We start from the raw sequence: 19,273 nt of genomic DNA on the forward strand, positions 1-19,273 counted from the left end.
GCGCCGTGCGCACCGTCTCGCGGCGCATGCGCTGAATGACGGTGGGCACGCTGCCGCCTTCGGCGGCTGCTTTACCCACCCTACGCGGCCGCCCGCACTACTCCTCGAATCCCACGAACACCGTCGCGTCCTTCACCGACTTGCGCTCGGAAACCACGGCATTGGCCGGGAAATCATGATCGGGCCAGCCGAGCGCGATGCTCTTCATGATGACCTGGTCCTCGGCGATGCCGGCGTGCTCGCGGACCACGGGGGATTGCATGATGCCCTGGCTGTTGATGACGGCGCCGAGGCCGCGCGACCACGCGGCGTTGACCAGCGCCGTGGTCACGGCGCCGCAGTCGAACGGCGTGTCGTCGCTGCCGTCGAGCACGCGGTCATAGGTGACGATGATGCAGACCGGGGCGTCGAACTGGCGGAAGCCGCGCAGCACCCAGTCCTGGCGCTTGTCCTTGTCGTCGCGCGCGATGCCCATCGCGGAGAACAATTGCTTGGCGACGCCGATCTGGCGCTCGCGGTGCGCACCGTCGAACGGCTGGCCGATGCGAAATTCGCGCGACTGCGGCACGCCGGCGAGCATGCGCTCGGTGTTGCCGGCGCGGATGCGGTCGAGCGGCTCGCCGGTGATGACGTAGAAATTCCACGGCTGGGTGTTCATCGACGATGGCGCGCGCATCGCCAGCGTGAGGATTTCCTCGATCAGCGCCCGCGGCACCGGATCCGGCTTGTAGCCACGGATGCTGCGGCGGCCGAGGATGACGTCGTCGAATTGCATGCGGTATTCCTGCCCTGAGATTATTTATCCGCGATTGTCGCGGCTTTTGGGTTCCCGCGCAAGATTGACGACCGCCGACCGCACCTCGCCGCGGGCTATCGCGTCACCACCGACGCAATCGCGCGCGCCAGATCAAAGGGACTTTCCACGAGGCGGTCTGCACCGGCGGTTTCGAGTTCATCGCGGCTGCCATAGCCCCAGAGCACACCGAGGCTGCGCATTCCCACCGCATGCGCGCCGGCAATGTCGTGGCGGCGATCACCGATCATGAGACTGTTGCGCGCAGCGATATTCCGCTCGATGAGAAGATGCGCGAGCAGCTCGGGCTTGTGGTCGAGCGCACCCGAGGGCACCGAGCCATGGATGGCGGTGAACAACGACGCCAGCTCGAGATGCTCCAGGATGCGGCGCGCGAACAGCTCGCGCTTGGAGGCCGCGAGATAGAGCCGCAGTCCAGCGCCGTGCATCTCCTGCAGCGCCTCACGGATGCCTGGATAGAGCGCGCAGTCGAACAGGCCGATCTCGCCGTAATGCTGGCGATAGGCCAGGACGGCGTCGTCCACGCGATCGTCGCCATGAGCCTGCAGCAGCACGCGCAGCATGTCCTGCAAGGGCGGACCGATCATCGCGGTCACGTCGAGCGTGTCGTCAGGCGCATGCCCGAGCGAGCGCAACGCCGCCCGCGTGCTCGCGGCAATGCCGGGACGCGAGTCGATCAGAGTGCCGTCGAGATCGAGCAGGACGGAGTGAACAGGAGACATGGCCGAGCATAGGCCTGGCCCGTCGCGCCGTAAACGCCGACGTGTGCGATCGCGGCATCAACGCATGCAGGGCGCTTCAGGGCGCGGCCTCATGGCCTGTCGAACACCCATTCGAGCGCGGCATTCTGCGCGTGCAGCAGAAACGCCTTGGCCTGCACCACGCAACAGGCACGATGCCGCATGGCGTCGGCCGAGACCTCCTGCCCCCGCGTCACCGGCGGGCAGGGCAGGAACTCCAGTTCCGGCCGGAGGCCATCCAGCAGCGCTGCGGTGATTTGATAGTCCTGCAAGACACCGGCTTCTTCGTCTCTCGGCCAGCAATCCGTGATGACCACGTCGGCATCCTGCAAGGCGTCGAGATCGGTCGTGACGTGAAAGCGCGGTGACTCTCCCGGCGCGTGCCAGCGCGCCGGATAGACCTGCACGACGTCGATGGGAAGCACCTGCGCGACCTCGATCCAGGAGCCGAGGATGTTAGCGGCCGGCGACACCACGGCGATCTTCAAGCCTTCGATCGTGCCGCGGCGGTGCCACAGGAAGGCAAGGTCGCCGAGCGTCTCGCAGGGATGATTCTGCCGCGTGCGCGCATTGATCACGGGCGCCTGCGCCCAGTGAGATAGTGCATAGAGCATCTCGAGCTCGGGCGTACGGCAGACCACCGCATCGAACCAGTTGTCGAGATAAGCGGCGAGATCCTCGACCGCCTCGGTCCCGTTGAGACGGATCGGCGCGTGCACGCAGAGGCCGCCCATCGATTGCACGCCGAGATCGAAGGCGGTCGTATTGCGCCAGCCGCCGTCGTCGACCACGAGAGCGACGCGCCGGCCCGCAAGCGTCTGCGGCATCTCGCGCGCCTGCCAGCAGGCCGCAAGTTCCTGCGCTCGTGCCAGCACGCCTAGGATATCGGAGCCATCGAGGTCACCGAGGGACAGGATGTCACGATCGCCCGTCATGCCCTCTCACCACGTCCCACCATCCGCCGTCCGCAATTGCCCTCGCCACAGCAGCAGCATAACCTTCGGCAAAAATCCAGGGAAGGAACCGCGCCATGGCACAGATCGCCGCGATCGAGACCGGCCTCTACCGCATCCCGCTCGGCGTCACGCTGACCGACAGCACGCATGGCGAGATGACGGCGTTCGAGCTGATCACCTGCCGCGTGCGCGATGCCGATGGCGCCGAGGGCACAGGCTACACCTACACGGTGGGCCGCAACGGCTATGCCGTTGCCGACATCTGCAGGCGCGAGATCCCTGATCTCGTCGTTGGTCACGAGGCCGACGCCACCGAGGCGATCTGGCACCGCGTGTGGTGGGGCCTGCACTATGGCGGGCGCGGCGGACCGGTCGTGCTGGCGCTGTCGGCGCTCGACATCGCGCTATGGGACCTGAAGGCGCGGCGGGCCGGCCTGCCGCTGTTCCGCCTGCTCGGCGGCTTCGACAGCCGCGTGCCCTGTTATGCCGGTGGCATCGACCTCGATCTCACCGTGGACGCGCTGCTGAAGCAGACCGACGACAATCTCACACGCGGCTTTCGCGCCATCAAGATGAAGGTCGGGCGGCCCAATCTCGGCGCCGACGTCGCGCGCGTCAAGGCGATGCGTGAGCATCTCGGCAACGGCTTTCCGCTGATGGCGGATGCCAACATGAAGTGGACGGTCGAGGAGGCGATCCGCGCCGCCCGCGCGCTTGTGACGTACGATCTGACCTGGCTGGAGGAGCCGACCATTCCCGACGACATCGCCGGCCATGCCCGCATCCTGGCCGCCGGCGGCGTGCCGATCGCGGCCGGCGAGAATCTGCGCTCGCTGTGGGATTTCAAGAACTACATCGCGGCCGGCGCGGTGTCCTATCCCGAGCCTGACGTGACCAATTGCGGCGGCGTCAGTGCGTTCATGAAGATCGCGCGGCTGGCGGAAGCGTTCAACCTGCCGGTGACCAGCCACGGAGCGCACGACATCACCGTGCACCTGCTCGCGGCGTGTCCCAACCGCTCCTTCCTCGAAGCGCACGGCTTTGGGCTCGACCGCTACATCGAGCATCCGCTGGTGCTGGAGAACGGCATGGCGTTGGCGCCGACGCGGCCGGGCCACGGCATCACGTTCGATTGGGAGGGGCTGGCCAAGCTCGCGGCGTGAGGTGAGCCATCAGCGATCGCCGCCCTGCCAGCTCACGCCCTTGCGCTCGGGCGGCTCGACACCTCACCGTACCATCGCTTCAGATGACGGAGGTGATCCGGCGGATCGAGCTTTGCGCGAGACGCGAAGTCGACCGTCACCATGGCGCTGATGTCGGCGATGGTGAAGCCGGCTCCGGCGACGTAGGCATGATCGGCCAGTCGCGCGTCGAGCCATGCGAAGAAATGCGTGGCGCGCCGGCGGCCCCGCTCGGCGAGTGCCGGAATCTGGTCGAGCGGCAGCGGTCCGGGCAGCGCGCGATGCTCCAGCCCTGGCGCGCTGTTGCGAAACGCTTCCTGGATCGCAACGATGCCATCCCACTCGATCCGCCGCACCCAGCATTCGATCAACGCCCGCTCTTCCGCGTCTCGACCCATCAGGGACGGCGCGGGATGCAGCTCCTCGATGTAGCGGCAGATGGCGATGACGTCGGTGATCCCTGCGCCGCTGTCGAGCTGCAGAACCGGGACGGTGCATTGCGGATTGAGCGCGCGAAATTCCGGTTGAAACTGCTCGCCGGCACGCAGGTCGAGCTGAACGGTGGGAATTTTGACGCCCTTCTCGCTGAGGAAGATGCGCACGCGGCGCGGGCTTGGCGCAGTCGCGGAATCGTACAGCTTCATCGGCAATCTCTTTGCATGATCTGGCTGGGAGGTGCGCAACAGGGGCGGGACGGCGCGACTACTCCGCGCCGAAAATGTCGTCCTGATCCATCCGCACCGCGCGCAGAGCGCGCGTCCGGCGCCACTCCTCCTGCTGGACCGAGGTGGCGTAGGTGATCAGCAGCGAGCGGCGGCGCGCGCCGCTGCCGTTGCGGGTCGCACCGTGCAGCACGTTGACGTCGAACAGCAGGATGTCGCCGGCCTCGCCTGTCGTGACGAACGGGGCAGCCTGCGCATCATCCGTGTCTTGGCGATGCGTGCCCGGCGCCACCTGCGTCGCGCCATTGTCGGGGCCGAACGGATCGAGAAAGGCCAGCGCCGAGACCGCGTCGGTGCGCGTGCGCTCGATGCTGTCGCGATGCAGCGGCTGCTGGCCGCCATCGTGCAGCGGCTCGCGGCCTTCGACCTGGCCGAGAAAGAACGGCGCCTTCAGGATGTGATGCACGGCCGCGAGCATCACCGGCAGGCGGCAGACGCGCTGCACGGTCGCATCGAGATCGACCATGGCGTGGCGCCAGTCGCGACCGCGCGGCACCGGCCATTGCTCGGATGGCAGCGTGCCGGCCTCGAACGCATCGCGCAGCGGCGCAAGCCAGTCCGCCGGGATGGCACCGCGCAACAGCAGATAGCCGTCCGCATCGAGGCGGCGTGCCTCCGCATCCGGAAGCTGGCCGACGCCGACACGCGTGAGGGCTGCAGACATGGTGAGCTCGCACATTGAGGGGTCGTGGTTCGCCGCGTCATGGTCGACGATCCGGCGCGCCTCGGCAAGCTCGCTTGCGCCCGTCGGTGGCGCTTCGCGCCGTCGCATTCATCCGGCCGTGACGTCCATCGCTGCAGACGACGCTGAGGCGATGGGCCGCACTGCGGAACGGCCGGATCGCCGACGCCGGTTCACCGTTCGTTAACCCTCTCGACCTACCTCTCGTTAGCAACACTCTGCAACGATCCGACAAACGGGGTAAACGAGCGATCCGAGCTCCTTGGAAGCACACATGGTAGCCATCCAAAGCACCAACCAGATCTCGCCCGCCAATGAGCGCGTCTATCGCCAGAGCAACCTGCTGGGCGAGTGGAAGGGCAGTTGGACCGCCAACGGCCAGGCCGTGAGCTTCAAGGTCGTCAACATCAGAGGCGCCGCCGCCACGGTGGAGTACACCCACAACGGCCGCACCGAGCGCGGCATCGGCGAGGTCAACGGCTCGACCATCGACTTCGGCGCGGTCACGCTCGGCACCAAGAACGGCAAGAACGCGGTGCTGCTGTTCTCGGCCGGCGGCGGCAAGGCCACGGCGATGCTCGAAAAGCAGGCCCCGCCCGCCAATGAGAGCAATCTCGTCGGCAGCTGGGCCGGCTACAACGGCGAAAACGGCCAGAGCGCGAGCTTTCGCGTGCTCTCCGTCAACGGCAAGGAGGCCCAGGTCAGCGTGACGACCAACGGCGTCACGCGCCAGGGCACCGGGATCGTCTACAACAACGTCATCATGTTCGGTCAGTCGCAGATCTCGACGACCGACGGCAAGAGCGGCAAGGTCATCTTTCAGGTCGGCAACAAGTCCTACCTGGTGCCGGTCGACAAGCTGCCCAAAACGGCCTGAGCTCGGCCTGAGCTCAGACGCTCGAAGTTCAGGCTCCCGAAGTCTCGACGTTCAGACGCCTGCCATCATCACGTATTTGATCTCGAGATATTCCTCGATGCCGTGATGTGAGCCCTCGCGCCCGAGACCGCTTTCCTTGACGCCGCCGAACGGTGCGACCTCGGTGGTGATCAGGCCGGTGTTGACGCCGACCATGCCGGATTCCAGCGCCTCCGCGACGCGCCAGACGCGGCCGAGGTCGCGGGCGTAGAAGTAGGATGCCAGACCGAACGGCGAGGCGTTGCACATCGCGATGACGTCGGCCTCGTCCTTGAAACGAATGACGGGAGCCAGCGGACCGAACGTCTCCTCATGCGCCACCAGCGCGTCGGCCCTCACGTCCCGCAGCACGGTCGGCTCGAAGAAGGTGCGGCCGAGCGCATGACGCTTGCCGCCGGTGACGATCGTCGCACCGCCCTTGACCGCATCAGCGATGTGGCGCTCGACCTTCTCGACCGCCTCCGCATTGATCAGCGGGCCCTGGGTGACGCCGGCTTCCGTGCCCTCGCCGATCTTCATGGCCGCGACCTTGGCGGCGAGCTTCTCGACGAAGGCGTCGTAGATGCCATCCTGCGCATAGAGGCGATTGGCGCAGACGCAGGTCTGGCCCATGTTGCGATATTTGGAGACGATCGCGCCCTCGACGGCGGCATCGACGTCGGCATCGTCGAACACCACGAAGGGCGCGTTGCCGCCGAGCTCGAGGCCGAGCTTCTTCACCGTGCCGGCGGATTGGCGATACAGGATCTTGCCGACCTCGGTCGAGCCGGTGAAGCCCACGAAGCGCACCGCCGGATGCTCGCACAGCACTTTTCCAATCGGCGGCGCATCGCCGGTGACGATGTTGAGCGCGCCCTTCGGGATGCCGGCGCGCTCGGCCAGCACGGCGAGCGCCAGCGCCGACAACGGCGTCTCGTTGGCCGGCTTCAGCACCACGGTGCAGCCGGCGGCAAGCGCCGGCGATACCTTGCGAGTGATCATCGAGTTCGGGAAATTCCACGGCGTGATCGCGCCGCAGACGCCGATCGGCTGCTTCAGCGCCAGCAGGCGCGCATCGGGCTTCTGCGTCGGGATGGTCTCGCCATAGACGCGGCGCGCTTCCTCGGCGAAGAACTCGATATAGGCGGCGCCGATGTCGACCTCGCCCAGCGCTTCCGCCAGTGGCTTGCCCTGCTCGGAGGTCAGGATCAGCGCGAGATCCTCGCGGTTCGCAATGATCAGCTCGAACCATCTGCGCAGGATGTTCGAGCGCTGCTTGGCGGTCAGCTTGGCCCACAGCGGAAAGGCGCGTGCGGCGGCCTCGACGGCGTGCGTGGTCTCGGCAGCACCGAGCTGCGCAACCTTCGCAATCTCCACGCCGGTGGCGGGATTGACGACCGGGAACTCCGGCTTTCCGACCCAGCCGCCATCGATATAGCTCTGCTCGCGCAGCAGCGACGGATCCTTCAGGCGGTCGCGCAGGCTGAGGGTAGCGTCGGACGCGCGAGCGGCGGCGGGCGGTGTCATTGGGCATCTCCTCGAAGCGGTCGGTATCTTGCTCCGAATATAGCCCCCACACGGCGCAGGCGCACGGTGTGTGCGCCTCACGAACGGTACATTCGACCGGGCCAACCGTGCCTTGACAGCACCAAATGCGGTGCCGGGACCCGTGCCCGCTGAGCGCGGTCTCAGGCTGCGCCGCTCATATAGGTCTCGCGACGGCCGATCATGCGTTCGGCCGCGGCCTTGGCGTCGGCCTTGGTCGAGGTCGCGCACGTCCTGTATTCGAGGTCCGGCAAGGTGGCGGGATCGCGGCGCCCGAACCAGGATTTCTGCCCGACCGGCAGCAGCGCCAGCGCCTGCGCCACATTGTCGACCGCACCGAACGCATACAGCGCCCCCGTGGCGGCGACGCGCACTTCATAGATCCCCGGGGTGATCGGTGCCTCGATATTGTCACCACGACCCGGGCGGGGATACCGCTTCCACTCGCTCCACTTCGAAATCATATCGCCCCCACTGGCGGAATTTGCCGCCATAGCCATACCGTCGGCTCGAAAAAGCCGGTTGTTGAACCCTTTAATGCAAAAATGGTTGCAACTCACAACAGTCCGAGGCCCGTGGTGGGAACATGGCGCCCATGTGACGGACTCGCGGCTCGATGGAACTAATCATGATTCTCTGAGGATTTTGAAGGGCTGTGGCGTCGCCGCCCCGGTTCTCCCGCCTTGTCTTCGTTCGCGCCGCATCATCACGAGATCGCGACCAGCTGCGTCGGCGAGGGTTCTTGCCGCCCCGATCGGGGCAGGGAACAATCCCGTACCGTCAACAAGAACGGAACGGAGGAGACCATGCAGAACAAGACCGACATCGATGGCGTGCTACGACAGAAGGCGGACGCCAAGGAGATTCCGGGCGTCGTCGCCATCGCAGCTGACAGCAACGGCATCATCTACGAAGGCGCCTTCGGCAAGCGCGATCTCGGCCGCGACGATCCGATGACCACCGACAGCGTGTTCTGGATCGCCTCGATGACCAAGGCGATCACCTGCGCCGCCGGCATGCAGCTGGTCGAGCAGGGCCGGCTGTCGCTGGATGCGCCGATCGGGCAGGTGCTGCCGGACCTCGCGGCGCCCAAGGTGCTCGACGGCTTCGACGCCAATGGCGAGCCGATCCTGCGACCGGCGAAGGCCGCGATCACGCTCCGCCATCTCATGACCCACACCGCGGGCTTCTGCTACGACATGTGGAACGGCGACATGGCGACCTACGTGCAGAAGGCCGGCACGCCGGGCATCATCACCTGCAAGAACGACGCGCTGAAATTGCCGCTCGCGTCCGATCCCGGCACGCGCTGGGAATATGGCATCAACATCGATTTCGTCGGCAAGGCGGTGGAGGCCGCGAGCGGCCAGACGCTCGATGCATATTTGCGCGACCATCTGTTCGCACCGCTCGGCATGGACGATACCGGCTTCAGGCTCGGGCCGTCGCAGCGCGAACGCCTGGTCGGCATGCATGCGCGCGGCGACGACGGCTCGCTGGCGCCGATCCCGTTCGAGATCGAGCAGGAGCCGGAATTCCACATGGGTGGCGGCGGCCTCTACGGAACCGCGGGCGACTACATCCGCTTCACCCGGATGATCCTCAACAACGGCCGGGGCAACGGCAACCAGGTGCTCAAGCCCGAGACCGTCGCGGCGATGCGCGACAATCACATCGGCGAGCTGGAGATGACGAAGATGGCCGCGGCCGTGCCCGGCGTGACCAACGATGTCGATCTCTATCCCGACATCGTCAAGAAATGGGGCCTCAGCTTCATGATCACGACGGCGCAGACAGCGGAGGGCCGCAGCGCCGGCAGCCTCGCCTGGGCGGGCCTTGCCAACACCTACTACTGGATCGATCCGGCGCGCGACGTCACTGGCGTGATCCTGATGCAGCTGCTGCCGTTCGCAGACCGGCTGTGCCTGGAGACGTTCGCGGGCTTCGAGCGCGGGGTGTATGCCGGGCTTGATGCTGCCGGCGGCAAGAAGGCGGCGTGATGGAGTGAGGGCATGCGGAGGCGGGCTGACCTACAGATCAATCCGCCCCCGAAGTGGCCAACTAATAAGTGAGCTGCGTCGGATCAGAGCGCACGATCCTCAGATGTTGGATCTGACCCGTTGCGGCACGAACAGTGCGCTCCCTCTCCCCGTTCTTACGGGGAGAGGGTTGGGGTGAGGGGCAGCCGCGCGGGAGGTGTTCGTGGAAGGACCTGTGCCCCCTCACCCGGATTGCATCTTCGATGCAATCCGACCTCTCCCCACAAGCGGGGCGAGGTCAAGTGGCACCGAACGAGCCGCCTCAGCGACCCGTCCTAGCAGCTAGACCTTCAGCCCGGTCTGCGCCGCCAGCTCCTTCAGCGACACCTGCGGCCGGGCGCCGATGTGCTGGATCACCTCGGCGGCGGCGAGGCCGCCGAGCTTGCCGGCCATCTCGTAGCCGGACTTGCGCACCAGCCCGAACAGGAAGCCGGCGGCAAACAGGTCGCCGGCGCCGGTCGTATCCACCAGCGTCTCGATCGGGTGCGCCGGCACCGCGATCACGCCGTCGTTCGACACCACGACGCAGCCCTTGTCGCTGCGGGTGACGATGCCGAGCGTGGCATCCTCGCGCAGCTGCTTCAGCGCGCCGTCGAAATCTGAGGTCTGGTACAACGAATGCAACTCAGCCTCGTTGGCGAACACCAGATCGACGGTGCCGCCGCGCATCAGCTCGAGGAATTCGTCGCGATAGCGGTCGACGCAGAACGAATCCGACAGGGTCAGCGCGACCTCGCGGCCGGCATCATGCGCGATCGCCGCGGCCTTCACGAACGCGTCCTTGGCGTCCTTCGGGTCCCACAGATAGCCTTCGAGATAGACGATGCGGGCGGCCGCAATCTGGGCGGGATCGATGTCGGCCGCCGTGAGGTTCTGCGCGGCACCGAGATAGGTGTTCATGGTGCGCTCGCCGTCCGGCGTCACCAGGATGTAGGAGCAGCCGGTGGCCGGCCCGTCGGCCGCGGCCGCCGTGTCGAAGGCGACGCCGGCGGCGCGGATGTCGTGCGAATACATCCGGCCGATCTGGTCGTCCTTGATCTTGCCCACATAAGCCGCGCGCGCGCCGAGGCTGGCCAGACCGACGATGGTGTTGGCGGCCGAGCCGCCCGACATCTCGGTCGCCGGTCCCATGTCACGGTAAATCGCCGCCGCGCGGGCCTCGTCGATCAAGGCCATGCCGCCCTTGGTCATGCCGTGCCTGGCGAGAAAGGCTTCATCGGCCTGCACCAACACGTCGAAAATCGCGTTGCCGATGCCGAGAACATCGTATTTCGCGTCAGTCATCCACTGGCCCCGTTTACGGCGTTTGCAAACGCTGCGGCCTATCACAAGCGGCGCTGCTATAGAAGCCTCATGATCCGATCATTCGTGACCGTGTTGTCAGGAACACTCACCTCACGCCTGCTCGGCTTCGGCAGGGACGCGCTGATGGCCGCGCTGCTGGGGGCCGGACCGGTTGCGGACGCGTTTCTCGCGGCGTTTCAGCTCGTCAACGTCGCCAGGCGATTGCTCACGGAAGGCGCACTCAACGCCGCGCTGGTGCCGGCGTGGTTGCGAATATACCAGCAGGCGGGATCGACGCAGGCGGCAGCTTTTGCCGGCCGCGTGCTCGGCACCGTCAGCGCCTGCCTGCTCGCGGCCACGATCGCGCTGGCTCTTCTGATGCCGATCGCGATGATGGTGCTCGCGCCGGGCTTTGCCGGTGACGAGACGCTCACCCTTGCAGTGAACGACGCCCGGCTGATGCTGCCCTATCTCGCCTTCGCCGGCCCCTCAACGGTGCTGCTCGCGCTTTCCAGTGCACGCGGCCGCTTCGCGCTGGCCGCGTTTGCGCCGCTGCTGTTCAACGTTGCGCTGATCACCGTGACGATCGTGCTGCTGACGCAACACGCGGATCCCTCCCGGGCCGCGCTGCTGCTCGCCGCCACGATCGGCATCGCCGGTCTGCTGCAGCTCGCGATGCTGGCGCAGCGCGGCGACAGGAGCAACGTCGCCTCGCCCGTGCGCGTCTCGCTCGATGCGGAGATGCGCGGCTTCTTCGCCAAGGCGCTGCCCGGCATGGTGGCGAGCGCAGCGCCGCAGCTGCTGGTGATCGGCGGCGCGATCATCGCGTCGACCACGCCCTCGGCCGTGTCATGGCTCTATTTCGCCAACCGCCTGATCGAGCTGCCGCTCGGCCTGGTCGGCGTGGCGATGGGCACGGTGCTGGTGCCGGAGCTGACGCGCGCGCTGCACGCCGGCAACAAGGAGGCGCTGTCGCGCGTGCAGTCGCGCGGCGTGGAGCTGACGATGGGCCTCGCGCTGCCCGCGACGCTCGGACTGATGATCCTGAACGAGCCGATCGTTCGTTTGCTGTTCGAACACGGCGCGTTCGGCTCGCAGGATGCCGCCGCGACCGCGCGGGTCTTGACCTGGCTCGCGGCGGCGCTGCCGGCGCAGGTGCTGACCAAGGCGCTGCAGCCGGCCTTCTTCGCACGCGAGGACACACAGACGCCGCTGCGCGCGACGTTGATCGGATGCGGCACGGCGATCGCGCTGGCGTTCCTGCTCGGCCAGATCTTTGCGGTCAGCGGCATCGCTGCCGGACTCGCGCTCGGCGCCTGGGCCAACGCCGCCGTGCTGCTCCGGCGCGGCAGCACGCGCTTCGGCTTCGATCTCCAGCCGGCATCACGGCGCCGGCTGCCGCGGATCGCACTCGCCGCGGCCATCATGGCCGCAGTGCTCTGGATCGCGGCGACCCGTGCCGGCGAGGCAGACGGTGGCCATCATCTTGGAGCCGCGCTCCTGCTCACCGCCTTGATCGGCGGCGCGGTCATCCTGTACGCGGCGCTCCTGGCCGGGCTCGGCGTCGTCAGCTTGCGCGAGACGATGCTCGCGATCCGGCAGCGGCCCGCCCGCGACCTGCCCGCTGGCGACTTGCACCTTTGAGGCGCCCGTGCCAAACGACGCAGCAAATCCATCATCTGGAACAGCGACCATGGCCTTCGTGGAACGGGTTTTCTCGGGCGTCCAGCCGACCGGCAACCTGCATCTCGGCAACTATCTCGGCGCGATCGTCAACTTCGTGAAGATGCAGGAGACGCACAACTGCATCTATTGCGTGGTCGACATGCACGCCATCACGATGCCGATCGACGTCTGGGGCGGTCCGGCGGAGCTCGCGCGCAACACCCGCGAGGTCACCGCTGCCTTCATCGCAGCCGGAATCGATCCGAAGAAGCACATCGTGTTCAACCAGAGCCAGGTCTCGGGCCATGCCGAGCTCGCCTGGATCTTCAACTGCGTTGCGCGCATCGGCTGGCTGAACCGCATGACGCAGTTCAAGGAGAAAGCCGGCAAGGATCGTGAAAATGCGTCGGTCGGTCTGTACGACTATCCGGTGCTGATGGCTGCCGACATCCTGCTCTATCGCGCCACCCATGTTCCGGTCGGCGAGGACCAGAAGCAGCATCTCGAGCTCTCGCGTGACATCGCGCAGAAGTTCAACAATGATTTCGGCGACGCGATCCGGGCCCAGGGTTTTGGCGACGGCCTGTTCTTCCCGCTGCCGGAACCGTTCATCACCGGGCCCGCGACGCGCGTGATGTCTTTGCGCGACGGCACGAAGAAGATGTCGAAATCCGATGCCTCGGACTACTCGCGCATCAACCTGACCGACGATGCCGATACGATCGCGCAGAAGGTCCGCAAGGCCAAGACCGATCCGGAGCCGCTGCCGACCGAGGAGAAGGGACTGGACACCCGCCCCGAGGCCGACAATCTCGTCGGCATCTACGCGGCGCTGTCGGACCGCAGCAAGGCCGACGTGCTCAGGGATTTCGGCGGCGGCCAGTTCTCCAGCTTCAAGAACGCGCTGGTCGAGCTGTGCGTCACCAAGCTCGGTCCGATCGCCGCCGAGATGAAGCGGCTGACGGCGGACCCGGGCTATGTGGATTCCGTGCTCGTCGACGGCGGCGAGAGGGCCCAGACCATCGCGGCCGAGACGATGAAGACCGCCAAGGACATCGTTGGATTCATCCGCAAGCCCTGAACGGAGCTGCACGCCGCAAATCCCGCCGCTACGGAACCGACGCCCCTCTCCCCAACGGAGACGGGCTGTGGCAGCATCGCGGCCGGATCGACTCGCAGCAGCAGGCGGGAACGAGGATGGCGGCGCAGCGGCAGAGCTACCAGACCGGCCATGCGCCGAAATGCCTGGTCGTCGTCGACGACAGCGCGGAATGGGACCGCGCCATCCGCTATGCGGGGCGTTGGGCGATGCGCGCCGGCGGCCGGATCGTGACCCTGCACATCATCGAGACCGAGGACCAGAACCAGCAATGGCTGGGGGTCGCCGACCTGATGCGGGCCGAAGCGCAGGACGAGGCCAATGCCGCGCTCGACCAGGCGGCCGCGCTGCTGTCCGCCATCGGCGCGGCCGCGCCGGAACGGGTGATCCGCGAGGGCGAGCCGACGGCGCAGATTCTGGCCACCATCGAGCACGACAGCGACATCGCGCTGCTGGTGCTGGCAGCCAACTCCGGCGTCGATGGCCCTGGACCGCTGGTCACCCATGTCACCAAGACCATCGGCGCCTTCCCGATCCCCCTGGTGATCGTGCCCGGCGACCTCAAGGACGCCGATATCGACGCGCTTTCATAGGCTTAAGGACGAAATCCACGTACCGTCCCCTTGATCGTGCGCGTCTCCTTGCCATCTGCTATGACAACGTTACAGGCCGGCCTTGAACCGGCGCTGCCGGAGAAAACCATGTTCATCCAGACTGAAGCCACTCCCAATCCCGCCACCTTGAAGTTCATCCCGGGCCGCGTCGTGCTGCCGGCCGGAACGATGGAGTTTTCGAGCCGGGACGCCGCCGCCCGCTCTCCGCTCGCCGAGCGCCTGTTCGGCGTCGACGGTGTCACCGGCGTGTTCTACGGCGCCGATTTCATCACGGTGACCAAGAGCGACGGCGAATGGCAGCATTTGAAGCCTGCCATTCTCGGCGCGATCATGGAGCACTACATGTCCGGCGGGCCGCTGCTCGCCGACGGCAGCGCCGCCAATGACGAATCCGCCGACGAGGACGACGAGTTCTATGACGAGGCCGACACCGAGACCGTCGGCATGATCAAGGACCTGATCGAGAGCCGCGTCCGCCCCGCCGTCGCCAATGATGGCGGCGACATCACCTTCCGCGGCTTCAAGGACGGCATCGTCTATCTCAACATGAAGGGTGCCTGCTCCGGCTGCCCGTCATCCACGGCGACTTTGCAGCACGGCATCCAGAACCTCTTGAAGCACTTCGTGCCCGAGGTCGTCGAAGTCCGTCCGATGTAAGACGAGGCGAGAGGCGAGTGGCGAGCAGATTCAATCGCTGCTCACCATTCGCCATCCTAGCTGCCCTGCTCCTATCTGCCCTGCCAATGGAAGCGGACGCCTGTGGCGCATGCGCTCCGACATCTCGACGCTCTGCTCGCCGACCGCATGCGCCGTCGATGACACATCCTAATTCTCATTGACTCATTCTCATCGACGCTCTGTATCGCCTCGTTGATCGTATCGACCTGAGCCATCGCATCCCGCGATGCCGCGCCGGCTCGCCAGAACGACATTGGGACGCCCTCTGCTCCTGACGGTGGGATCAGCGCGGGCGGCCTGGGCCCCGGCGCAACGGCCGCGAAATGCGGGGGACAATTCCCACGGGCCCGGAAAGATTTGCTCAAATAGCTGCTAGTTCAGTAGTTTAGCTTTTCGTTGGTTGAGCCTTGATGCGTTTTTTCTTGTCAGGATGTAAGAAGGCGTCAACCGACTTTATCAAAGTACCACAATCGGTATTGGGCGCCCCTTTCAAACGCGAATCTGACGGATGCTGATCCTCGCCATCGATACCGCCCTCGACCATTGCGCCGCCGCCGTCCTGGACACTGATTCGGCCGCGATGCGCGCCCAGGAGACGCTGCCCATGAAACGCGGCCACGCGGAGGCGCTGATGCCGCTGCTGGCGCGCGTCATGCAGCAATCGGGGGTCGGCTTTTCCGATCTCGACCGGATTGCCGTGACGACCGGCCCCGGGAGTTTCACGGGACTGCGCGTCGGACTCTCCGCTGCGCGCGGGATTGCTCTGGCAGCCCACAAGCCGGTGGTCGGCGTCACCACGCTCTCTGCCTACGCAGCGCCCGTTGTCAGCGGGGACCGCGCAAGCCCGGTGATCTCCGCGATCGATGCCCGGCACGACCATGTCTACTATCAAGTCGTGAGCGGCAGCGGCGAAGAGCTGGTCGCGCCGCAAGTGGCGGTGATCGACGACGTGCTGGCCGCTGCACGCTTCGGTGCCCCTCATCTCGTCGGCAACGCCGCGGCGATCCTGGCCGGACGGTGGCCCGGCAATGAGGCGGCGCCCGTCGCGGTCGACACCGAGGCCGGCCCCGACATCACGTGGGTCGCCTGGCTCGGGGCGGCGGCAGACCCCGCTTACGCACCGGCGCGGCCGTTCTACCTGCGCGCGCCCGACGTCAAGCCGCCCGCAAGCGCGCCGCTCGAACCGGTGCGGACGGCCGCTTCGCAATGAACATGTTCTTCCGGTGGCTTGGCCGCACCAAACCCTCCATCGACACCGCCTCGCTGCGCGACGCCCCCCGTCTGGCCCAGATTCACGCCGCCTCGTTTCATCGCGGCTGGGGCGAAGGCGAATTCGAGACGATGCTGGCCGAGCGCAACACGATGATCCATCGCCTGCGGCTCGGCCGGAAGCTGATCGGCTTCATCGTCTCGCGGATCGGCGCAGACGAGGCAGAAATTTTATCGGTCGCCCTTGACCCAAATCAGCGCGGACGAGGGCTTTCTCGTGATCTGCTGCTGCAGCATCTCGGGCATCTTGCAGGCCGCGGGGTCCGGACGGTGTTTCTCGAGGTCGAGGAAAACAACCAGCCGGCCCGCCGACTCTACGAACGCGCCGGATTTGCGACCGTCGGTCGACGGGAACGTTATTACCTTCAGCCCGGCGGGGAACAGCTGAATGCGCTTCTGATGCGCCGGGACTTGTCGTAACCTGCGCTTGGTGGCAGAAAGCGCATCCTTGAGGCGAGACACGATGACCTCCTTGAAACCAACGCCAGCGCTCAACTCCACCGGCATCGAGGCCCGTTGCGCCGCCACCGGCATGCGGATGACCGAGCAACGCCGGGTCATTGCCCGTGTGCTCGCCGAAGCCTGCGACCATCCCGACGTCGAAGAGCTCTACCGGCGCTGCGTCGCCGTCGACGACAAGATCTCGATCTCGACGGTCTACCGCACCGTGAAGCTGTTCGAGGACGCCGGCATCATCGAGCGTCATGACTTCCGTGAGGGCCGCGCCCGCTACGAGCAGATGCGCGACAGCCATCACGATCATCTGATCAACCTGCGGGACGGCAAGGTGATCGAGTTCACCTCCGAGGAAATCGAGAAGCTGCAGGCGGAGATCGCGCGCCGGCTCGGCTACAAGCTCGTCGATCATCGGCTCGAGCTCTATTGCGTACCGCTCGACGAAGAGACGAATGGCTGACGTCACGCCGGCTTCCAACCTCGATCTGGTCATTTTCGATTGCGATGGCGTGCTGGTCGACAGTGAGGTGATCTCCTGTCAGGCCCACGCCGACGTTCTCACGTCGTGTGGCTATCCGATCACGGCCGATCAGGTGTTCGATCGCTTCCTGGGACGCTCTTCCAAGCAGGCGACATTCGAAGTCGAGGCTGAGCTCGGCCGCAGCCTTCCCGACGATTTCAATGCCAGGCTGCAGGACCAGCTGTTCCGCGCCTTCGAGCAGGATCTGCGCGCCGTGGACGGCATCGGCCAGGCGCTCGACGGCATCGACGTGCCGGTCTGCGTCGCCTCCTCCGGCTCCCACCAGCGCATGCGCGTGAGCCTCGGCGCGACCAGGCTGTATGATCGCCTTGCTCCGCACATCTTCTCGTCCTCCCAGGTCGAGCACGGCAAGCCCGCTCCGGACCTGTTCCTGTTCGCGGCGGCCCAGATGAAGGCGCGGCCCGCGGCCTGCGTGGTGGTCGAGGACAGCCTCGCCGGGATCCGGGGCGCGCTGGCCGCCGGCATGACCGTGCTCGGGTTTCACGGCGGCAGCCATTGCCGTCCCGGCTATGCCGACAGTCTGCGGGCGGCCGGTGCAACGCTGGTTTTCGACGACATGCGGCAATTGCCACTCATTCTCAGCAGGCTCGGCGAGAAAACCGTCCCCCTCGCTGGATTTTCGGCCGTCTAGCCTATATCTGAGCCCCGCGCCGAAATTGGCGTGCCCCCGACCGCATGCAAGGGTTCATGACGCCGCCGCGCAAGCTGCACATCAAGTCCTATGGCTGCCAGATGAACGTCTACGATGCCCAGCGCATGGTGGACACGCTGGGGGCCGAGGGCTTCGTCGAGACCGCCGATGCCGGCGACGCCGACCTCGTGATCCTCAACACCTGCCATATCCGCGAGAAGGCCTCTGAAAAGGTCTATTCGGAGCTCGGGCGTCTCAGGGTGGCCAAGGAGGAGGCTGCAAAGTCGGGGCGCGCGATGCAGATCGCCGTGGCCGGTTGCGTGGCCCAGGCCGAGGGCACCGAAATCATCGCGCGCGCCCCGACGGTCGACGTCGTGGTCGGGCCGCAAAGCTACCACCATCTGCCGGAGTTGCTGGCACGTGCTGGACGGGGCGAACCGGCGATCGAGACTGAATTCCCGGCGGAGGACAAGTTCGGCCTGCTGCCCAGGCCGAGCCGCGAGGCCATCCGCGCCCGCGGCATCTCGGCCTTCGTGACCGTGCAGGAAGGCTGCGACAAGTTCTGCACCTTCTGCGTGGTGCCATATACCCGCGGCAGCGAGATGTCGCGCCCGGTGGCGCGGATCGTCGATGACGTCATTCAACTGACCGAGAACGGCGTCCGCGAGATCACGCTGATCGGCCAGAACGTCAACGCCTATCACGGTGAAGGTCCCGACGGCCGCGCCTGGACGCTCGGGCGGTTGCTCTATCGCATCGCTGAGATTCCCGGCGTGGCGCGGATCCGCTACTCGACGAGCCATCCCAACGATGTCGACGACGACCTGATTGCGGCGCATCGCGACCTCCGATCGGTGATGCCGTTCGTGCACCTGCCGGTGCAGTCCGGTTCCGACCGGATCCTCGGCCTCATGAATCGGAAACATAACGCGTCCGACTATCGCAAAGTCGTCGACCGTTTTCGCGCGGCCCGCCAGGACATTGCATTCTCTTCGGACTTCATCGTCGGGTTCCCCGGCGAGACCGAGGAAGATTTTCGTGCCACCCTCGCGCTGATCGACCAAATCGGCTACGCTGCAGCCTATTCATTCAAGTATTCGCCGCGTCCGGGAACCCCGGCCGCGGACATGCAGGAGATGGTGTCAGCGACCGAGATGGACGAGCGATTGGAGCGCCTCCAGAGCTTGATCGACAGCCAGCAGGCGGCCTTCAACAGGGCTGCAATTGGCGCGGTTGTCGACGTGCTGTTCGAACGCGCGGCCCGCAAGCCCGGTCAATTGGTCGGACGGACAGCCTATCTGCAGCCGGCCCATGTGATGGCGTCCGACGACATCATCGGTCAGGTCCTCCCCGTGCGGATCGACAGCCTCGAGCGCTACAGCCTGCTCGGCGAACTCGTCACGACGACAACGGCTCCGATTCCGGACGCCGCCCTGCCCCTTGTGTCCATCGGAGGCTGAGC

General features: G+C 66.2%; 20 protein-coding genes. 12 read left to right on the plus strand and 8 right to left on the minus strand.

What is annotated here, in order from left to right; genetic code table 11:
* Positions 1 to 97: 97 nt before the first annotated feature.
* The 3 genes from QX108_RS17235 to QX108_RS17245 form a co-directional block, all read right to left on the minus strand.
* On the minus strand, positions 98 to 775 hold the full coding sequence (locus QX108_RS17235; protein WP_315780839.1) for a nitroreductase: 678 nt from the start codon (positions 773 to 775) through the stop codon (positions 98 to 100).
* 95 nt (positions 776 to 870) lie between these two features.
* The gene (locus tag QX108_RS17240; RefSeq protein ID WP_315780841.1) at positions 871 to 1,536 is read right to left on the minus strand and encodes an HAD hydrolase-like protein; all 666 of its coding nucleotides are present in this window, start codon (positions 1,534 to 1,536) and stop codon (positions 871 to 873) included.
* An 89-nt stretch (positions 1,537 to 1,625) separates the two neighbouring features.
* Positions 1,626 to 2,489 carry an ornithine carbamoyltransferase gene (locus tag QX108_RS17245; RefSeq protein WP_315780843.1) on the minus strand — a complete coding sequence of 288 codons (864 nt, stop codon included), beginning with the start codon at positions 2,487 to 2,489 and terminating at the stop codon, positions 1,626 to 1,628.
* 95 nt (positions 2,490 to 2,584) lie between these two features.
* Here QX108_RS17245 and QX108_RS17250 point away from each other — a divergent pair, with 95 nt between their 5' ends.
* Positions 2,585 to 3,673, plus strand: a complete 1,089-nt coding sequence (locus QX108_RS17250) for a mandelate racemase/muconate lactonizing enzyme family protein (RefSeq protein WP_315780845.1) — start codon at positions 2,585 to 2,587, stop codon at positions 3,671 to 3,673.
* A gap of 32 nt (positions 3,674 to 3,705) precedes the next feature.
* Here QX108_RS17250 and QX108_RS17255 read toward each other — a convergent pair whose 3' ends face one another.
* Positions 3,706 to 4,335 (minus strand): glutathione S-transferase, encoded by a 630-nt coding sequence (locus tag QX108_RS17255; protein WP_315780847.1) that lies wholly within the window; start codon positions 4,333 to 4,335, stop codon positions 3,706 to 3,708.
* 58 nt (positions 4,336 to 4,393) lie between these two features.
* On the minus strand, positions 4,394 to 5,077 hold the full coding sequence (locus QX108_RS17260; protein ID WP_315780849.1) for a phytanoyl-CoA dioxygenase family protein: 684 nt from the start codon (positions 5,075 to 5,077) through the stop codon (positions 4,394 to 4,396).
* Positions 5,078 to 5,369: 292 nt separating this feature from the next.
* Here QX108_RS17260 and QX108_RS17265 point away from each other — a divergent pair, with 292 nt between their 5' ends.
* Complete coding sequence (locus tag QX108_RS17265) at positions 5,370 to 5,972, plus strand: hypothetical protein (protein ID WP_172113515.1); 603 nt, start codon at positions 5,370 to 5,372, stop codon at positions 5,970 to 5,972.
* 51 nt (positions 5,973 to 6,023) lie between these two features.
* On the opposite strand, the gene QX108_RS17270 is transcribed toward QX108_RS17265, so the two are convergent.
* The gene (locus QX108_RS17270; protein WP_315780851.1) at positions 6,024 to 7,517 is read right to left on the minus strand and encodes an NAD-dependent succinate-semialdehyde dehydrogenase; all 1,494 of its coding nucleotides are present in this window, start codon (positions 7,515 to 7,517) and stop codon (positions 6,024 to 6,026) included.
* A gap of 161 nt (positions 7,518 to 7,678) precedes the next feature.
* Positions 7,679 to 7,999: a hypothetical protein gene (locus QX108_RS17275; protein ID WP_172113517.1), complete on the minus strand. Its 321-nt coding sequence runs from the start codon at positions 7,997 to 7,999 to the stop codon at positions 7,679 to 7,681.
* Between the two features lie 342 nt (positions 8,000 to 8,341).
* Here QX108_RS17275 and QX108_RS17280 point away from each other — a divergent pair, with 342 nt between their 5' ends.
* Complete coding sequence (locus tag QX108_RS17280; protein WP_315780854.1) at positions 8,342 to 9,535, plus strand: serine hydrolase domain-containing protein; 1,194 nt, start codon at positions 8,342 to 8,344, stop codon at positions 9,533 to 9,535.
* Between the two features lie 321 nt (positions 9,536 to 9,856).
* On the opposite strand, the gene QX108_RS17285 is transcribed toward QX108_RS17280, so the two are convergent.
* A complete protein-coding gene (locus QX108_RS17285) occupies positions 9,857 to 10,858 on the minus strand; it encodes an adenosine kinase (protein ID WP_315780856.1) in 1,002 nt (333 codons plus the stop codon).
* A 69-nt stretch (positions 10,859 to 10,927) separates the two neighbouring features.
* On the opposite strand from QX108_RS17285, the gene murJ reads away from it, so the two are divergent.
* The 9 genes from murJ (at position 10,928) to miaB (ending at position 19,271) form a co-directional block, all read left to right on the plus strand.
* Positions 10,928 to 12,502: a murein biosynthesis integral membrane protein MurJ gene (gene murJ, locus QX108_RS17290; RefSeq protein WP_315780858.1), complete on the plus strand. Its 1,575-nt coding sequence runs from the start codon at positions 10,928 to 10,930 to the stop codon at positions 12,500 to 12,502.
* 49 nt (positions 12,503 to 12,551) lie between these two features.
* On the plus strand, positions 12,552 to 13,604 hold the full coding sequence (gene trpS / locus QX108_RS17295) for a tryptophan--tRNA ligase (RefSeq protein WP_315780860.1): 1,053 nt from the start codon (positions 12,552 to 12,554) through the stop codon (positions 13,602 to 13,604).
* A 116-nt stretch (positions 13,605 to 13,720) separates the two neighbouring features.
* Positions 13,721 to 14,215, plus strand: coding sequence for a universal stress protein (locus tag QX108_RS17300; RefSeq protein WP_172113522.1), 495 nt, complete (start codon positions 13,721 to 13,723; stop codon positions 14,213 to 14,215).
* A 108-nt stretch (positions 14,216 to 14,323) separates the two neighbouring features.
* Complete coding sequence (locus QX108_RS17305) at positions 14,324 to 14,893, plus strand: NifU family protein (protein WP_315780862.1); 570 nt, start codon at positions 14,324 to 14,326, stop codon at positions 14,891 to 14,893.
* A gap of 529 nt (positions 14,894 to 15,422) precedes the next feature.
* On the plus strand, positions 15,423 to 16,124 hold the full coding sequence (tsaB, locus tag QX108_RS17310) for a tRNA (adenosine(37)-N6)-threonylcarbamoyltransferase complex dimerization subunit type 1 TsaB (protein WP_315780864.1): 702 nt from the start codon (positions 15,423 to 15,425) through the stop codon (positions 16,122 to 16,124).
* Complete coding sequence (gene rimI / locus QX108_RS17315) at positions 16,121 to 16,603, plus strand: ribosomal protein S18-alanine N-acetyltransferase (RefSeq protein WP_315723012.1); 483 nt, start codon at positions 16,121 to 16,123, stop codon at positions 16,601 to 16,603. Before tsaB ends, rimI begins: the two co-directional genes overlap by 4 nt.
* 43 nt (positions 16,604 to 16,646) lie before the next feature.
* The gene (locus QX108_RS17320) at positions 16,647 to 17,099 is read left to right on the plus strand and encodes a Fur family transcriptional regulator (RefSeq protein ID WP_172113526.1); all 453 of its coding nucleotides are present in this window, start codon (positions 16,647 to 16,649) and stop codon (positions 17,097 to 17,099) included.
* Positions 17,092 to 17,811, plus strand: coding sequence for an HAD family hydrolase (locus QX108_RS17325; RefSeq protein ID WP_315723013.1), 720 nt, complete (start codon positions 17,092 to 17,094; stop codon positions 17,809 to 17,811). Before QX108_RS17320 ends, QX108_RS17325 begins: the two co-directional genes overlap by 8 nt.
* A gap of 56 nt (positions 17,812 to 17,867) precedes the next feature.
* Positions 17,868 to 19,271 (plus strand): tRNA (N6-isopentenyl adenosine(37)-C2)-methylthiotransferase MiaB, encoded by a 1,404-nt coding sequence (gene miaB, locus QX108_RS17330; RefSeq protein ID WP_315780867.1) that lies wholly within the window; start codon positions 17,868 to 17,870, stop codon positions 19,269 to 19,271.
* Positions 19,272 to 19,273: the final 2 nt, after the last annotated feature.

Origin of the sequence: Bradyrhizobium sp. SZCCHNR1002 (assembly GCF_032381435.1) — a bacterium.
In the GTDB taxonomy this organism is placed as follows: domain Bacteria; phylum Pseudomonadota; class Alphaproteobacteria; order Rhizobiales; family Xanthobacteraceae; genus Bradyrhizobium; species Bradyrhizobium aeschynomenes.

Coding starts and splice junctions, on each gene's coding strand:
- QX108_RS17245 (WP_315780843.1), bottom strand. CDS start 2,489: ATGACGGGCGATCGTGACATCCTGTCCCTCGGTGACCTCGATGGCTCC.
- QX108_RS17235 (WP_315780839.1), bottom strand. CDS start 775: ATGCAATTCGACGACGTCATCCTCGGCCGCCGCAGCATCCGTGGCTAC.
- QX108_RS17320 (WP_172113526.1), top strand. CDS start 16,647: ATGACCTCCTTGAAACCAACGCCAGCGCTCAACTCCACCGGCATCGAG.
- QX108_RS17325 (WP_315723013.1), top strand. CDS start 17,092: ATGGCTGACGTCACGCCGGCTTCCAACCTCGATCTGGTCATTTTCGAT.
- murJ (WP_315780858.1), top strand. CDS start 10,928: ATGATCCGATCATTCGTGACCGTGTTGTCAGGAACACTCACCTCACGC.
- QX108_RS17265 (WP_172113515.1), top strand. CDS start 5,370: ATGGTAGCCATCCAAAGCACCAACCAGATCTCGCCCGCCAATGAGCGC.
- QX108_RS17285 (WP_315780856.1), bottom strand. CDS start 10,858: ATGACTGACGCGAAATACGATGTTCTCGGCATCGGCAACGCGATTTTC.
- QX108_RS17280 (WP_315780854.1), top strand. CDS start 8,342: ATGCAGAACAAGACCGACATCGATGGCGTGCTACGACAGAAGGCGGAC.
- QX108_RS17305 (WP_315780862.1), top strand. CDS start 14,324: ATGTTCATCCAGACTGAAGCCACTCCCAATCCCGCCACCTTGAAGTTC.
- trpS (WP_315780860.1), top strand. CDS start 12,552: ATGGCCTTCGTGGAACGGGTTTTCTCGGGCGTCCAGCCGACCGGCAAC.
- QX108_RS17270 (WP_315780851.1), bottom strand. CDS start 7,517: ATGACACCGCCCGCCGCCGCTCGCGCGTCCGACGCTACCCTCAGCCTG.
- QX108_RS17300 (WP_172113522.1), top strand. CDS start 13,721: ATGGCGGCGCAGCGGCAGAGCTACCAGACCGGCCATGCGCCGAAATGC.
- QX108_RS17275 (WP_172113517.1), bottom strand. CDS start 7,999: ATGATTTCGAAGTGGAGCGAGTGGAAGCGGTATCCCCGCCCGGGTCGT.
- QX108_RS17260 (WP_315780849.1), bottom strand. CDS start 5,077: ATGTCTGCAGCCCTCACGCGTGTCGGCGTCGGCCAGCTTCCGGATGCG.
- QX108_RS17255 (WP_315780847.1), bottom strand. CDS start 4,335: ATGAAGCTGTACGATTCCGCGACTGCGCCAAGCCCGCGCCGCGTGCGC.
- tsaB (WP_315780864.1), top strand. CDS start 15,423: ATGCTGATCCTCGCCATCGATACCGCCCTCGACCATTGCGCCGCCGCC.
- QX108_RS17240 (WP_315780841.1), bottom strand. CDS start 1,536: ATGTCTCCTGTTCACTCCGTCCTGCTCGATCTCGACGGCACTCTGATC.
- QX108_RS17250 (WP_315780845.1), top strand. CDS start 2,585: ATGGCACAGATCGCCGCGATCGAGACCGGCCTCTACCGCATCCCGCTC.
- miaB (WP_315780867.1), top strand. CDS start 17,868: ATGACGCCGCCGCGCAAGCTGCACATCAAGTCCTATGGCTGCCAGATG.
- rimI (WP_315723012.1), top strand. CDS start 16,121: ATGAACATGTTCTTCCGGTGGCTTGGCCGCACCAAACCCTCCATCGAC.